Origin of the sequence: Ensifer sp. M14, assembly GCF_003355565.1 — a bacterium.
Taxonomy (GTDB): domain Bacteria; phylum Pseudomonadota; class Alphaproteobacteria; order Rhizobiales; family Rhizobiaceae; genus Ensifer.
In genome coordinates, this window is record NZ_QJNR01000004.1 from 1,163,989 (window position 1) to 1,178,671 (window position 14,683).

14 protein-coding genes and 2 pseudogenes are annotated in these 14,683 nt (G+C 62.8%); 12 read left to right on the forward strand and 4 right to left on the reverse strand.

What is annotated here, in order from left to right; translation table 11 throughout:
- The 3 genes and pseudogenes from BLJAPNOD_RS05570 to BLJAPNOD_RS05580 form a co-directional block, all read left to right on the forward strand.
- Positions 1–213 (forward strand): annotated as a pseudogene (locus BLJAPNOD_RS05570) (sugar phosphate isomerase/epimerase); the annotation flags it as partial.
- Positions 214–599: 386 nt separating this feature from the next.
- Positions 600–1,836, forward strand: a pseudogene (locus BLJAPNOD_RS05575) (Gfo/Idh/MocA family oxidoreductase).
- 164 nt (positions 1,837–2,000) lie between these two features.
- Positions 2,001–3,368, forward strand: coding sequence for a GH1 family beta-glucosidase (locus BLJAPNOD_RS05580; RefSeq protein ID WP_115419176.1), 1,368 nt, complete (start codon positions 2,001–2,003; stop codon positions 3,366–3,368).
- Between the two features lie 313 nt (positions 3,369–3,681).
- Here BLJAPNOD_RS05580 and BLJAPNOD_RS05585 read toward each other — a convergent pair whose 3' ends face one another.
- Positions 3,682–4,572 (reverse strand): NAD(P)-dependent oxidoreductase, encoded by an 891-nt coding sequence (locus tag BLJAPNOD_RS05585; RefSeq protein ID WP_115419177.1) that lies wholly within the window; start codon positions 4,570–4,572, stop codon positions 3,682–3,684.
- Between the two features lie 241 nt (positions 4,573–4,813).
- Here BLJAPNOD_RS05585 and BLJAPNOD_RS05590 point away from each other — a divergent pair, with 241 nt between their 5' ends.
- The 5 genes from BLJAPNOD_RS05590 to BLJAPNOD_RS05610 all read left to right on the forward strand — a co-directional run bounded on the left by BLJAPNOD_RS05590 (position 4,814) and on the right by BLJAPNOD_RS05610 (position 8,992).
- Positions 4,814–5,446, forward strand: a complete 633-nt coding sequence (locus BLJAPNOD_RS05590) for a TerC family protein (protein ID WP_077500446.1) — start codon at positions 4,814–4,816, stop codon at positions 5,444–5,446.
- 379 nt (positions 5,447–5,825) lie between these two features.
- A complete protein-coding gene (locus BLJAPNOD_RS05595; RefSeq protein WP_115419178.1) occupies positions 5,826–6,908 on the forward strand; it encodes a methionine ABC transporter ATP-binding protein in 1,083 nt (360 codons plus the stop codon).
- Positions 6,898–7,563, forward strand: a complete 666-nt coding sequence (locus tag BLJAPNOD_RS05600) for a methionine ABC transporter permease (protein WP_115419179.1) — start codon at positions 6,898–6,900, stop codon at positions 7,561–7,563. The genes BLJAPNOD_RS05595 and BLJAPNOD_RS05600 overlap by 11 nt, the downstream gene beginning before the upstream one ends.
- Before the next feature lie 38 nt (positions 7,564–7,601).
- Positions 7,602–8,378, forward strand: coding sequence for a MetQ/NlpA family ABC transporter substrate-binding protein (locus tag BLJAPNOD_RS05605; protein WP_115419180.1), 777 nt, complete (start codon positions 7,602–7,604; stop codon positions 8,376–8,378).
- Positions 8,379–8,593: 215 nt separating this feature from the next.
- On the forward strand, positions 8,594–8,992 hold the full coding sequence (locus BLJAPNOD_RS05610) for a GFA family protein (protein WP_115419181.1): 399 nt from the start codon (positions 8,594–8,596) through the stop codon (positions 8,990–8,992).
- 529 nt (positions 8,993–9,521) lie between these two features.
- Here the strand turns inward: BLJAPNOD_RS05610 and BLJAPNOD_RS05620 are convergent.
- The 3 genes from BLJAPNOD_RS05620 to BLJAPNOD_RS05630 form a co-directional block, all read right to left on the reverse strand.
- Positions 9,522–10,466, reverse strand: coding sequence for a rhodanese-related sulfurtransferase (locus tag BLJAPNOD_RS05620; RefSeq protein ID WP_115419183.1), 945 nt, complete (start codon positions 10,464–10,466; stop codon positions 9,522–9,524).
- Positions 10,467–10,543: 77 nt separating this feature from the next.
- The gene (locus tag BLJAPNOD_RS05625) at positions 10,544–11,452 is read right to left on the reverse strand and encodes a CHAD domain-containing protein (protein ID WP_115419184.1); all 909 of its coding nucleotides are present in this window, start codon (positions 11,450–11,452) and stop codon (positions 10,544–10,546) included.
- Positions 11,449–11,922, reverse strand: a complete 474-nt coding sequence (locus BLJAPNOD_RS05630) for a CYTH domain-containing protein (RefSeq protein ID WP_077500460.1) — start codon at positions 11,920–11,922, stop codon at positions 11,449–11,451. Before BLJAPNOD_RS05630 ends, BLJAPNOD_RS05625 begins: the two co-directional genes overlap by 4 nt.
- A gap of 200 nt (positions 11,923–12,122) precedes the next feature.
- Between BLJAPNOD_RS05630 and BLJAPNOD_RS05635 the strand changes: the two genes are divergently transcribed.
- The 4 genes from BLJAPNOD_RS05635 to BLJAPNOD_RS05650 all read left to right on the forward strand — a co-directional run bounded on the left by BLJAPNOD_RS05635 (position 12,123) and on the right by BLJAPNOD_RS05650 (position 14,672).
- Positions 12,123–12,761, forward strand: coding sequence for a 2-dehydro-3-deoxy-phosphogluconate aldolase (locus BLJAPNOD_RS05635; RefSeq protein WP_077500462.1), 639 nt, complete (start codon positions 12,123–12,125; stop codon positions 12,759–12,761).
- A 182-nt stretch (positions 12,762–12,943) separates the two neighbouring features.
- Positions 12,944–13,651 carry a tellurite resistance TerB family protein gene (locus BLJAPNOD_RS05640; protein ID WP_115419185.1) on the forward strand — a complete coding sequence of 236 codons (708 nt, stop codon included), beginning with the start codon at positions 12,944–12,946 and terminating at the stop codon, positions 13,649–13,651.
- 92 nt (positions 13,652–13,743) lie between these two features.
- Positions 13,744–14,433, forward strand: a complete 690-nt coding sequence (locus BLJAPNOD_RS05645) for a GNAT family protein (protein ID WP_115419186.1) — start codon at positions 13,744–13,746, stop codon at positions 14,431–14,433.
- Between the two features lie 2 nt (positions 14,434–14,435).
- On the forward strand, positions 14,436–14,672 hold the full coding sequence (locus BLJAPNOD_RS05650; protein ID WP_115419187.1) for a hypothetical protein: 237 nt from the start codon (positions 14,436–14,438) through the stop codon (positions 14,670–14,672).
- The last annotated feature ends 11 nt before the right edge of the window (positions 14,673–14,683 follow it).

A 14,683-nucleotide genomic window follows, 5' to 3' on the forward strand; every position in this document is an offset into this window, starting at 1 on the left:
TTCGGCGCGGTGTTTTCCAAGATGGCGGCCAATGATTTTGCCGGCTGGGCGGTGGTGGAGTGGGAGTGCTGCCTGAAGCATCCCGAAGACGGCGCGCGCGAGGGTGCCGACTTCGTCAAGCACCACATCATCCGCGTCACCGAAAAGGCCTTCGACGACTTTGCCGATAGCGGCACCGACGAGGCGGCCAACCGGCGGCTGCTGGGGATCTGAGGCGGAGCCACGGAGCCGGCGGGAGGTTTGCGACGGGCGCTGAGCCTGCGGTAGCCACAGCTGCAGCCGCGACCTTGGTTCCCGGCCGCGGCCCCTCACCCTAACCCTCTCCCCGCTTGCGGGGAGAGGGGACGTGGCAGACGGTTGCGTCGTGCGAGAGGAACGGCCGCGGCGACCAACCTTCTGCCAGCTGCTGGAGAAGGGAACGTGAACTGCAACTCGCCGCTATTGCCTTGGCTGGTGATGCGAGCGGGTGCGAACAGTCCCTTCTCCCCGCCAAGGCGGGGAGAAGGTGCCGGCAGGCGGATGAGGGGCGGGTTCCCTCAGGCGAGCAGCTACGCCACGACTGAAACACGGACGACGAAACGAGACGAGGAGACAGGACGATGGCAATCGAGGGAACGAGCGAGAAACGCGAGCGGCGGATCAGGCTCGGCATGGTCGGCGGCGGCTCGGGCGCCTTCATCGGTGCGGTGCACCGCATTGCAGCCAGGCTCGACGATCACTACGAGCTGGTGGCCGGCGCCCTGTCGTCGACACCGGACAAGGCCGAAAGCTCCGGCCGCGAACTCGGGCTCGATCCGTCGCGGGTCTATTCCGACTTCAAGCAGATGGCGATCCGCGAGGCCAAGCTGAAGGACGGTATCGAGGCGGTGGCGATCGTCACCCCCAACCACGTGCATTATGCCGCGGCCAAGGAGTTTCTGAAGCGCGGCATCCATGTGATCTGCGACAAGCCGCTGACCTCGACGCTGTCGGATGCGAAGAAGCTGAAGAAGGCGGCCGACGACAGCGATGCGCTGTTCGTGCTCACCCACAATTACACCGGCTATCCGATGGTGCGCCAGGCGCGCGAGATGATCGCCAATGGTGACATCGGCGCTGTCAGGCTGGTGCAGATGGAATATCCGCAGGACTGGCTGACGGAGAATATCGAGCAGTCGGGCCAGAAGCAGGCGGCCTGGCGCACCGATCCGGCCCGCTCGGGCGCCGGCGGCTCGACCGGCGATATCGGCACCCATGCCTATAATCTCGGTGCCTTCGTCTCCGGGCTGGAGCTGGAAGAGCTGGCCGCCGATCTCGACAGCTTCGTGCCGGGCCGAAAGCTCGACGACAACGCCCATGTGATGATGCGTTTCAAGCAGAAGGACGGCGAGCGCGCCAAGGGATTGCTCTGGTGCAGCCAGGTGGCGCCCGGCCACGAGAACGGGCTGATGGTGCGAGTCTACGGCACCAAGGGCGGGCTCGAATGGACGCAGAAGGATCCGAACTATCTCTGGTACACGCCGTTCGGGCGGGCTCGAATGGACGCAGAAGGATCCGAACTATCTCTGGTACACGCCGTTCGGCGAGCCGAAGCGGCTGATCACCCGCGCTGGCGCCGGCTCCGGCCCGGCCGCTGCCCGCGTCAGCCGCATTCCTTCTGGCCATCCCGAGGGCTATCTTGAGGGCTTTGCCAATATCTACACGGAAGCGGCGCGGGCGATCTTCGCCAAGCGCCGCGGTGAGACCATCGATCCCGCCGTCACCTATCCGACCATCGACGACGGCATGAAAGGCATGGCCTTCGTCGACGCCTGCGTCCAGTCGTCAAAACGAAACGGGGCGTGGGTAAAGGTGTAGCCGGAAAGCTTGCCTATGAGGCAAGGGCGGGGGATGCCCCGCCCTTTTTCGCGAGTTGACTTTTACCAGCACGGCTTTAGGCCGACCCGCAAGAAGAACGAAAATACATAAACGAAAGCGGCCGCCCGCCGGATGCGGGCCGCTGCAAAGGACGAGACAGGCTGATGATCGAAGCAAAAACCCTTGCCCGGCGTTTCCCGGGCGATTTCGTGTTCGGGGTGGCTACGGCCTCCTTCCAGATCGAAGGCGCCACCAAGATGGACGGGCGCAAGCCATCGATCTGGGATGCCTTCTCCAACATGCCGGGCCGAGTCTTCGGCCGGCACAATGGCGACATCGCCTGCGACCATTACAACCGGCTCGCCGAGGATCTCGACCTGATCGAGAGCCTCGGCGTCGAGGCCTACCGGTTTTCGATCGCTTGGCCGCGCATCATTCCCGAAGGCATCGGCCCGATCAACGAGAAGGGCCTCGACTTCTACGACCGCCTCGTCGACGGCCTCAAGGCCCGCAACATCAAGGCTTTCGCCACGCTTTATCACTGGGACCTGCCGCTGGCGCTGATGGGCGACGGCGGTTGGACGGCGCGCACCACGGCTTACGCGTTCCAGCGTTATGCCAAGACAGTCATCGCCCGCCTCGGCGACCGGCTCGATGCGGTGGCGACGTTCAACGAGCCCTGGTGCTCGGTGTGGCTCAGCCATCTCTACGGCATTCATGCGCCGGGCGAGCGCAACATGGATGCGGCGCTGCACGCGCTGCATTTCACCAATCTGGCCCATGGCCTCGGTGTCGACGCCATCCGCTCGGAGCGGCCAAACCTGCCGGCCGGCATCGTCATCAACGCCCATTCGGTCTATCCCGGCAGTGATACCGATGCCGACAAGGCGGCGGCCGAACGCGCCTTCGATTTCCACAACGGCGTCTTCTTTGGTCCGATCTTCAAGGGCGAATATCCCGAGAGTTTCATGAGCACGCTCGGTGATCGTATGCCAGAGATCGAAGACGGCGACATGGCAACCATCTCGCGCCCGCTCGACTGGTGGGGCCTCAACTACTACACGCCGATGCGCGTCAGCGACGATCCGACACCGGGCGTCGAGTACCCTGCGACGGTCAACGCCAAGCCGGTCAGCGACGTGAAGACCGATATCGGCTGGGAGGTCTATGCGCCGGCGCTCGGCCAGCTCGTCGAGACGCTCAACGCCCGCTACGACCTGCCCGATTGCTACATCACCGAGAACGGCGCCTGCTACAACATGGGCGTGGAAGACGGTGCGGTCGATGACCAGCCGCGGCTCGACTACATCGCCGAGCACCTGTCGGTGACGGCGGACCTGATCGCCAAGGGTTATCCGATGCGCGGCTACTTCGCCTGGAGCCTGATGGACAATTTCGAGTGGGCCGAAGGCTACAGGATGCGCTTCGGCATCGTGCATGTGGACTACGAAACGCAAGTGCGCACGATCAAGAAAAGCGGCCACTGGTACAAGGCGCTGGCCGAAGAATTTCCGGGCGGCAATCACATCTGATGACTGAGGCGTGCACGCCCGTTGAGGTGTGCAGATCTCAGGTTGATGACAAACCACTGCGATAGCCTGTTTGACGGGAGAAACAGGCTGTTCTCCTCATCCTCGCCCTTGTGGCGGGGATCCAGCGGCCCGACGTCGTCAGGGCCAAAAGGCTTTTCAACCCAAGGACTTGGGTTGTCTGGATTCCTGTGCCAGGCACAGGAATGAGGGCGGCTTGGACGTCGTCAAGACACTCGAATGTCGAACAGTCGTATGGATGACTTCGTCATCGGTCTGGGTCTTGTGCGCCCATCGAGGCGTGCAAGGCATCCTGTCAATCGAAACGTCCCGAAGTCGCCTTGCGCACCGGCAGCACTTCGAGACTGCCGCGATCGAGCTGGGCAAGCACCTCCTTGAAGCCGAAGCGCGGCTTCCATCCGAGCGCGCCGATGGCGGCGCTCGGGTCGTAGATCCGATCGATCGAGGCAGGCAGAGACCAGCCGCGTTCGGCAAAGGCCTGGGAGAATTTGCTCGCCCGCTCGCGCAGAACCGCGGCGGCATCACTTGCCAGGTGCCTGCAATCCGTCGGCAGGAAGGAAGGTTCGCCCGAAACGATGAAGCGCTGGAAGGCGGGTCCGTCATTGTCGAGTGCAGCGACATGCGCGTCGGCAACGTCGCGCACATCGATGCCTCGGTGCAGCCGATAGGCGGCCATGCGGTCGGCCTGCTCGGGAAAACACCTGGACATGCGCAGGACCCGGATGTGCAGCGCCCGGTCGGCAGCGTTTTCGAGCAACGCTTCGGCGGCCAGCTTCGTGTGGTGGTAGATCGTGTGGGGTTGAGGCGCCGTTTCCTCGGTGATCCACGTGCACGCATTCGCCTTAACGGCATGTCCGTATAGCGCTGTCGTGCTGGTGAAGACGATGCGGCTGACGCCGGTGGCTTGGGCTGCGGCGATGATCAGATGAGTACCCATCACATTGACCCGCTCGAATTCGGTGTCGGGGATCGTATCGATGTGCGGCGCATGCAGCGCTGCCGTGTGAATGACGGCATCGGCACCTTGCATGGCGCGCTCGAGCAGGACGCCATCGACAAAATCGCCGGTGATCTCAGTCGTTGCGAAAGGCGCACGATCGATGCCGACCACGTCATGGTGAGGCGCGAGCGCATTGTAGATCGCCCGGCCGACGCGCCCCGAACTTCCGGTCAAAACGATACGCATCCGCTCTCCTGCCCTTCGACTCAGTCTCGCGCGTTTCGTATCAGAGAACTGTGGTCAGTAAACATGGATGTGGCCATATTCCGGCGACGGCTGTTGAATGGCATCCTGATCGTGCGGGGGAGATTATTCCGGTGCGTATTTCTAAGCTGTCCGTATCGGCCCCTTGATCCGCCGAGTCCCCTTGTTCTATGCGTTAGCGATAGCGAATGGGCGCGCGCGCGCGTCTGGGGGACCATCGTTCATGGAGATTTTCACCTCCGCCGGGTTGCTGGCGCTCATGCAGGTCATCGTCATCGACCTGGTTCTGGCCGGCGACAACGCCGTCGTCATCGGCCTTGCAGCCGCCGGCCTGCCGAGCGAGCAGCGCCGCAAGGCGATCCTGGTCGGCATTCTCGCGGCCACGGTGCTGCGCATCGCCCTTGCCAGCGTTACCGTGCAGCTTCTCGACATCATCGGACTGCTGCTGGCTGGCGGCCTTCTGCTGCTCTGGGTTTGCTGGAAGATGTGGCGCGAGATCCGCGCCGGCGGCGCGGAGGATTTCGAAGGCGAGGGCGTCAATTCGGCGCCGCGAAAGACCTTCCTACAGGCCGCCATCCAGATCGTCATCGCCGACGTCTCGATGTCGCTCGACAACGTGCTGGCCGTCGCTGGCGCCGCGCGCGAGCATCCGACCATCCTCGTCTTCGGTCTCATCCTGTCGATCGCGTTGATGGGCATTGCCGCCAGCTTCATCGCAAGGCTGCTCAACCGCTACCACTGGATCGCCTATGTCGGTCTTGCCATCATTCTCTACGTGGCGCTCAACATGATCTATCGCGGTTCGCTCGAGGTCTGGCCGCATCTGGCACCGGTGGCCCACGCCATCGGCGTTTGACTGTCAAAGACAGATCGGTTGCATCGGCCCGTTTTTCGGGTCGATGCCAGCCTATCCGCGGGCGGATCTGTCCACGAAAGAGCGGTTTTTTCCGCAAACGCCAAACAAGCGGGAAAAACATACCTGTAAACGCCGGGTTCAATTGTCCATAAGCGCCGTGGATTATGTCGCATGTCCTTCCTGCGGCAACAACGTTGAACTCACCGGTTGGCTAATGCTAGAGAAGTGCTCCCTGTTGCGAATGCGTTGTCGAATGTCGGCCTGACAAGACGCGCCTTCCATCCCGCGCCGTGAGCCCGGGATCTCCAAGTTTCGAGCATCCGAGAGCACCTATGTACCCGTCCATAACGATAACGCCTCTTTCGGGGGTATCCGAACGATGAGCGTTTCCGCCTATACAGTCCCGGCGCCGGCCGATGCGGCCGTCATTTTCGACGGCGTATCGAAGCATTTCCCGGCCTCCGGCAAGAGCGACGGTTTTACCGCGCTCGACAACGTCTCGCTTTCGGTCGGCCGCGGCTCGATCAACGGCATCATCGGCCGCTCCGGGGCCGGCAAGTCGACGCTGATCCGCCTCGTCAACGGTCTGGAAAAACCGACCGGCGGCAAGGTGCTCGTCGATGGCGTCGATGTCGGCGCGCTTGATGAAGCAGGCCTTCGCGAGCTCCGGCGTTCGGTCGGCATGATCTTCCAGCATTTCAATCTGCTGTCCTCGCGGACCGTGTTCGGCAATGTCGCCCTGCCGCTCGAAATCGCCGGCATGGACAAGCATGCGATCGAGAAGCGCGTGCGGCCGCTGCTCGATCTCGTCGGGCTTGCCGACAAGCATGCTCGCTACCCGTCCGAGCTTTCCGGCGGCCAGAAGCAGCGGATCGGCATCGCCCGGGCGCTGGCGACCGAGCCGAAGCTGCTGCTTTCGGACGAAGCGACGTCGGCGCTCGATCCCGAGACGACGCAATCGATCCTCGAACTCCTGAAGCGCATCAATGCCGATCTCGGCCTGACCGTGCTGCTCATCACCCACGAGATGGAAGTGGTGAAGGCTGTGACCTCGGACGTTGCCGTCATCGATCACGGCCGCATCGTCGAACGCGGCCATACCTTCGACGTCTTCACTCATCCAAAGCACGAGACGACAAGGGCGATGCTCTCAGGCCTGCCCGGTTCGAAGCTGCCTGACGCGGTTTCGCGCGCGCTGAAGCCGCAGGCAGCCGTTGGCGACCGTGCGGTCGTGCGCCTGACCTTCTTCGGGGCGGCGGCAGAGCGGCCGTTGATTTCGCAGTTGATCAAGTCTGTTGGTGCCGAGGTCAACATCATCGCCGGTACGATCGACGAGATCGGCGGCAGGCCTTACGGCTCGCTGGTCGTCGCCTATGGCGCGGACGCGGAAACCGCGGGCCGCGCCGAACGCTTCTTCACCGAAAACGGTCTGGTCACGGAGGTGCTCGGCTATGTCGCCTGATATCCTGCTGAAGATCTGGGGCGCCACGCTCGACACGCTCTACATGGTGGCGGCCGCCGGCCTGATCGGATCGCTGATCGGCGGGCCGATCGGCATATTCCTCGCAACCAGCGGCAAGGGCGAGCTCTTCCCGGCGCCGATGACCAACCGCATCGTCGGGCTGATCGTCAATGCCGCACGCTCGACGCCGTTCATCATCCTCGTCGTCGCCATCATTCCCTTTACCCGGCTTCTCACCGGCACGTCGATCGGCACCAAGGCGGCGATCGTGCCGCTGACGATCGCCACCATTCCCTTCGTCGCGCGTCTCGTCGAAGCGGCGATCCGCGAGATCGACAAGGGGCTGATCGAAGCGGCCCGCGCCATGGGTGCGACACCGATGCAGATCGTCTTCAAGGTGCTGTTGGCGGAGGCGCGCCCGGCGCTGACGATGGCGCTGACCATGACTGCCGTCAGCCTCATCGGTTACTCCGCCATGGTCGGTGCCGTCGGTGGCGGCGGGCTCGGCGATCTCGGCATCCGCTATGGCTACCAGCGCTTCATGCCCGACGTGATGCTGGTCGTCGTCATCGTGCTGATCGTGCTGGTGCAACTCGTACAGAGCGCCGGCGACGGGCTGGCGCGTCGCTTCGACAGGCGCAGCCGCAAGAACTGATTTCCCAGGACACTTAAGTTACCAACAAGGAGATACCCATGAAGAAGCTCATCATTGCTGCGGCAATCGCAGCACTTTCCGCCGGTGCGGCGTTCGCCGAAACCATCAAGGTCGGTGTCACGCCGGGCGAACATGCCCAGATCATGGAGAAGGTGAAGGAAGTTGCAGCCCCCAAGGGCCTCGACATCGAGATCCTCGAATTCTCCGATTATGTCGTTCCCAACCAGGCGCTCGCCGACGGCGACCTCAACGCCAACTCGTTCCAGCACCAGCCCTATCTCGACAACCAGATCGCCGATCGTGGCTTCGACATCGTCAGCGTCGGTACCACCATCACCACGCCGATGGGCGTTTATTCGAGCAAGGTGAAGAGCCTCGACGAACTTAAGGACGGCGCGACGATCGGTATCCCGAACGACCCGACCAATGGCGGCCGCGCGCTGCTCGTGCTCGCTTCCAAGGGCCTGATCAAGGTCAAGCCGGAAGTCGGCCTGAAGGTCACGCCGTCCGACATCACCGAAAACCCGAAGAACATCACGTTCGCCGAACTGGACGCAGCCCAGCTGCCGCGTTCGCTGGCTGACGTTGATGCGGCCGTGATCAACACCAACTACGCGCTCGAGGCCGACCTTCACCCGAAGGAAGACGCCATCGCCATCGAAGGCGAAAAGTCGCCCTATGCCAACGTCATTGCCGTGCGCACTGCCGACAAGGATGCACCCTGGGTGAAGACGCTCGTCGAAGCCTACCACGATGAGAGGGTCCGTACCTTCATCAACGAGACCTTCAAGGGCGCGCTGATCCCGAGCTGGTAATTTCCAGAGCGTAGAAACCGACTACCGAACCGCGCGCCGCACCCGGCGCGCGGTTTTCTTTTGAATGCCGCTCGTTGCGCGCTATGTTTGCTGAAGCGCCGCGCTCTCTCGGATTTGCTTGCTGCGCTTCACGCTCTTGTTTCTGCGCATGTCGTTATCGCAAAACCGCGGCACACTTTTGCGCAACATGCTCTAAATCTCAGGAGGAGGCAGGCATGAAGGGTGGATGCCACTGCGGCGCTATCCGGTATCAGACCAGGCGCGCGCCGTCCTATTCCGGCTTTTGCCATTGTCGCGACTGCCAGCGGATCACCGGTACCGGTCATTGCTGCTACATGATCTTCGATCGTTCGGATGTGGCTGCTACCGGGTCCTGTCGCAGCTACCAGACCGTTGCTGCAAGCGGCAACATCACCGTCCGCCATTTCTGCGACACCTGCGGCAGCCAGATTTTCGGCAGCGGCGCGCCGGGCGATCCTCGGCTGACGATCTATGCCGGTACGCTGGACGATCTCTCGGAATTCACGCCGACGGAAGCAATCTTTACCCGCAGCCGACCCGAATGGGATCGTGCGGCGATGGCGCTTGCGGAATGCGAGGCGCTGCCGGATTAGAACTGCGAGGCCGGGATTTTCCCCTCACCCTCACCCTTGCACCTTGCATCGCAGCACCTGTGTTATGTCTGGTGGTGCGGTGGCGGATGGGATGCGGACCAGGCCCGCGGGTTGCCTCCGGCTTCTGTTGCGGAAGCGGCGGACTTGGTGTGAACGGGTGGCTCTTCGGAGTTCGGACGGTGCGGCATCTCCCTTCGCCCCGCGAAGCGGGGAGGAGGTGCCGGCAGGCGGATGAGGGGCGAACTCGCCGTAGCCCGCTTTAGAGCGCTTCATCTTTAAACGGAAGCAATTCTGTTGGCTCAAAACGGCCGCTCCACACGAAGGATGGCGCTGAGCGATGCCGATCCATCGAGCAAGCCATCCGACACAGTGGGCGGCCGTTTTCAGCCAACCCGAAGGGCCGGATGAATTTTGGCCATTGCCGGCGGTGGCCGTCTCGACCGCAGCGTCAGCTGCGCTCTTCGCCAACCGCCTTGGTCCTGGCCGAAATTCCTTCCGGCAGAATGCCTCCGTTTAAAGATGAAGCGCTCTAGCTTCCGAGGTGTTTTTCGCCGCGCGTCTTGGCGAGCGTGATCTGGCGCTGCCGCTGCCGGTAGCGTTCGCGGTCCTCGTCGGTGCGGACCTCGTGGCAATGGATGCAGGACACGCCGTCTTCGTGATGCGGGGAGGCGAGATCGGCCGTAGTGAGCGGCTGGCGACAGGCATGGCAGAGCGTGTGTTCGCCCTCTTCAAGCCCGTGCGTGACCGATACGCGGTCGTCGAAGACGAAGCAGGCGCCTTCCCAGAGGCTTTCTTCCTGCGGCACCTCTTCGAGATACTTCAGGATGCCGCCCTTGAGATGGAAGACCTCGTCGAAGCCCTGTTCCTTCATGAAGGCAGTGGCTTTCTCGCAGCGGATGCCGCCGGTGCAGTACATCGCGATCTTCGGCTTGTTGTGCAGGCCGGCATGGTTGCGCACCCAGTCGGGAAACTCGCGGAAGGTCTTGGTCTGCGGGTCGACCGCGCCCTTGAAGATGCCGATTGCCGTCTCGTAGTCGTTGCGCGTGTCGATGACGATGGTCTCGGGATCGGAGATCAGCGCGTTCCAGTCCTTGGGATCGACATAGGTGCCGACGATCTTGTTGGGGTCGATGTTGTCGACGCCCATGGTGACGATTTCCTTCTTCAGTCGCACCTTCATGCGCAGGAACGGCATGGAGGAGGCGCGGCTTTCCTTGTGCACCAGGCCGGCGAATTCTGGCCGGGCACGCAGGTAAGACAGCACCGCCGTGATGCCGGCGTCGGTGCCGGCGATCGTGCCGTTGATGCCCTCATGGGCAAGAAGCAGGGTTCCCTTGACGCCGTTGTCGTCGCAAACGGTCTGCAGCGGTTCGCGGAAGTCGGCGAAATGCGGGAAGGCGACGAAATGATAGAGCGCTGCGACCATGAACTGGCCATGCGTCTCCGGGCGCGGGGTCGTTGAAATGTCGGTCATGGGCCGTGCAAATACAGCTTTCGCGCGGCAAGTGCAATCCGGACCTCCCGCGCAGGGCCATCTGTCGCGGCTCGGGGCTAGCGGCTGGCCTCTAGCCAGAGCAGTCGGACGGTCCGGCTCTCGTCATCGGGCGCGTCGAGGAAGACGTTTCTTGCGCGGTCCAGCGCAGCCAAGCGCAGGGTCTCCTGTCGCGCGATGACGGCGGAGATCAGATATGCCTGATCCTGGCTGTTACCGGCGAGGCCCGGATTCTCGTTGACGACGGAAGTCATGACGTCGAGGTCGTTAAGATGGCCGAGAACCTCGACCAGCGCCTTTGCGTCCAGGCGTTTCGCCTCCATCGCCGACGGCCAGGCGTCATGCAATAAGGCAAGGTGCATGCGATAGTCCTGTGCGCGCTTGCGCAGTTCATGGAAAGAGGCAGCCTCCGTACTCGCCTGGCAGGCCTCAAGGGCGCGAGCAGCGCGCTTCAGCGTGCGCCGCCAGCCCTTTGCCAGCCGGTCCGCCGTCTTGCGGCGACGATCGTCGAAGGAGACATGGGCGAGCGCTGCCATCGCCTGTTCGCAATTGACGATGGTGGCCGCGATCCTGTCCTCGATATCGATTTCGCTGGCGGCAATCCGGTCGCGCCGCTCAAGCAGTCTCGAACAGACGTGGTCGAGAGCCTTTTCCTCTTCGTCGCTGCGGGCACCTTCATGCAGATAGCGGGCATTTTCGACGAGTGCGGCTGCGTCCCGGACGGTCGAGAGATTGCGCGCCATGTCGCGAATGCGGGCGTTCTCCTGCTTTTGAAACAGCGGCGCGTCGGCGGCAATGAGCCGGTAGAGCGCGCGTACGCGCTTGAAACACTTGCGGGCCTCGTGGATCGCCTCGTGCAGGCCATCAGGGCGAAGACGGAGGAGTTCGATCGCCTGCTCGAATTGTTCGGCGCCCGCCCGCTTGAAGTCGTCGGTAAAGGCCCGGCTCGGCCGGAAGGCGTAGCTCATTTCTGTTCTTCCACAAGTCCGCTGATGGCAAGTGACTGGTTGGAATAGCGCCGGTCGCCGGTGATCTCGCGGCCGAGCCATTCGGGAAGTGCCGGCAGATCCGTCTCCCGCTTCATCTCGACTTCGGCGACCACAAGTCCCTTCAGGGCGCCTTCATAGACGTCCACCTCCCAGGTGAAACCCCTGTACGGGACGCGAAACCGCCGCTTCTCGATGACGACCCCGACCGCCTGGGTCAGCATCTCTTTCGCGTCGTCCATCGACACGTCATACTCGTACTCGTTGCGCACCAGCGCCGACTTGCCGATCTTGATCGTCAACCGCGCCCACTTGTTGCCGTGGATCCGCACACGTACGGAGCGGTCTTCCATGGTGACGACATAGGCTTGCCGGAGTTGCGTGCCCTTGTCGGCATGCTCCCGCCACCCGTCGGAGGCCACCAGGAACTTGCGCTCTATCTCCTTCGCCATGGGTATCCCGCATTTCGAGAGGGTCGATGGTCATCAAACTATCGTTTTGCGGGAAAGGCTCAAGTATCTCTTTGTTGTCGAAGTTACTTTCTTCTTTGCTTATGGACGAATGGTGACCGGGCCAGGTGTTCGGTCTCGACAAGCGGCAGCAGGCGGAGTATGCGGGACGCATATTCAATCGTTTTAAAAGGGCGATCTGCATGAGCGTGAAAACCGACAAGCTTCTTTCCATCCTCAAACTGCAGCCGGTCGTGCCGGTGCTGGTGATCGACGATGTGGCGACCGCCGTGCCGCTGGCGCGCGCACTTGTCGCCGGTGGGTTGAGAGCGATCGAGATCACCTTGCGTACGCCGGCAGCCCTTGAAGCGATCAGCGCCGTTGCCAACGAGGTCGAGGGTGCGGTTGCCGGTGCCGGCACCATCCTCAATGCTGCCCAGTTCGAAGCGGCGATCGAAGCCGGTTCGCAGTTCATCGTCAGCCCCGGCACGACGCAGGAGCTGATCGACGTTGCCAGGGACCACGACGCCCCGCTGTTGCCGGGTGCTGCGACCGCCAGCGAAGTCATGGGCCTGCGCGAAGAAGGTTACGAGGTCATGAAGTTCTTCCCGGCGGAACAGGCCGGTGGTGCCGCCTATCTCAAGTCGCTGTCGTCGCCGCTTGCCGGCACCTTCTTCTGCCCGACCGGCGGTATCTCGCTGTCGAACGCCCGCGACTACCTGTCGCTGCCGAACGTCATTTGCGTCGGCGGCTCCTGGGTCGCGCCGAAGGAACTGGTGGCCAAGGGCGACTGGGCCGGCATCACCAAGCTTGCAGCCGAAGCCTTTGCGCTCAAGGGCTGACGTCTGCCAGATCACTTGAGGATTTTGAGGCCGGGCATCAGTCCGGCCTTTTTCGTTTGCAACGCGCATTTGTATTTCCACCGCAACGTTCCTATGTCTCAATCGGTTTGACGGAGCGGGTGCAGGCGGCGCCCTGTTTCGCATGTTTTTATCCGCCTGGAACCGACAAGGAGCGAGACCCCATGTTCGACGCGAAGAAATTGCTGGACCAGTTTCTGGGATCGCAGGTGCCGGGAGCCGGTGGATCGGTGCGCGACCGCGCCGGCCAGGTGACGCAACTCGCCAAGGACAATCCGCTGGCAACCGGCGCTATTGCGGCCGTGCTGCTCGGCACCAAGTCGGGCCGGCAGCTGACCGGCAATGCGGCCGTGCTCGGGGGGCTCGCCGCCATCGCCGGCCTCGGCTATCAGGCCTACAAGAATTACCAGTCCGGCAACGCTCCGGTCACCGATCCTGCCGCCCAGAAACAGCCTGAACTCTTGCCGCCGCCGACGGATTCCGGCTTTGCCGCCGAGCCGGAAAAGATCAGCCACGATTTTGCGCTCGTTCTCGTGCGCGCCATGATCGCCGCCTCGCGCGCCGACGGCCATATCGACGAGGCCGAGCGTCGGCACATCATGGACAAGCTGTCGGTGTCCGGTTTGTCGGCCGATGCGTCGGCGTTCCTTGAGGGCGAGCTGGCCAATCCGGTCGATATCGATGCCATCGTCGGCGCTGCAAAGACCGAGGAAGAGCGCGTCGAGGTCTATACCGCGTCGCGCCTGACGATCGAACCCGAGAGCCGCGCCGAGCGGGGCTATCTCGATCTGCTCGCCGGTCGCCTCGGCCTTCCCGATGCCCTCGTCGACCATATCGAGGCGACTGTGTCATCGGCCAAGGTCCCGGCCTGATCAAACCGCTCATGGATTGATCACCAGTTTGAATTTGTGTCGGCCGCCTCTCTGGCCTATTCCGGGCATAGGAGTAGTGGAAGAGGTGGCCGATGCGTGATCTGAGCAACTGGAAGGGATGTGCGGCGCCGAAGCCGGTGGCGATCGAGGGTCGATACGTCAGGCTTGAGCCCTATGACCGTGCGATGCACAGGCAGGACCTGTGGGACGGGCTCGGCGGTATGCGCATCAATCCGCTGCTGAAGTATTTCGCGCAGGCCGATTTCGGCGGCATCGACGATTTCGACGCCTGGCTGACCACAGCCCAGGAAAAGGGCGGCTGGGTGACGGAAGTGTTCCGCGACAAGGCGAGCGGCAAGGTCGTCGGCATGGCGAACTACATGCGCGCCGATCCGGCCAACGGCGTCGTCGAGGTCGGATCCGTTGCGCATGGCGCGGCGATGGCCCGCTCGCCGCTGTCGACCGAGGTTCATTATCTCATGGCCAAGCACGTCTTCGAGGATCTCGGCTATCGCCGCTACGAGTGGAAGTGCAACAGCGAGAACCAGGCGAGCCGGACGACGGCGCTGCGCCTCGGCTTCAGTTTCGAGGGCATTTTCCGCCAGCATATGATATCCAAGGGTGGCAACCGCGACACGGCCTGGTTCTCGATGATCGACAGCGAATGGCCGCTGCTCAATGCCGCATTCGAAAACTGGCTGTCGCCTGATAATTTCGATACGGACGGTCGCCAAAAGCGGCGACTGGAAGATATTCGCGCGGACCTCGCGCCAAAGGAGTGAGCGTGAACGCGCCCGATAAGACCAGAGAAAACCAAGCAACGAAGGAAAAGTCGCCGGCGATCGCCGCGGCCGTCATCCTGGCCGTCGTCGGCGTCGGCTTCTTCATACTGCCGTCGATCATGCTGAGGCTCGGCGATATCTCGGTGTGGCTCGCCGGCGCCTTCGGTGTATTCTTCGTTCTGTGCTTCTTCCTGATCTTCTGGCTGCGTGCGCGGCATCAGCGCAAGCGCGGCCTCTGATCCGACGCGCA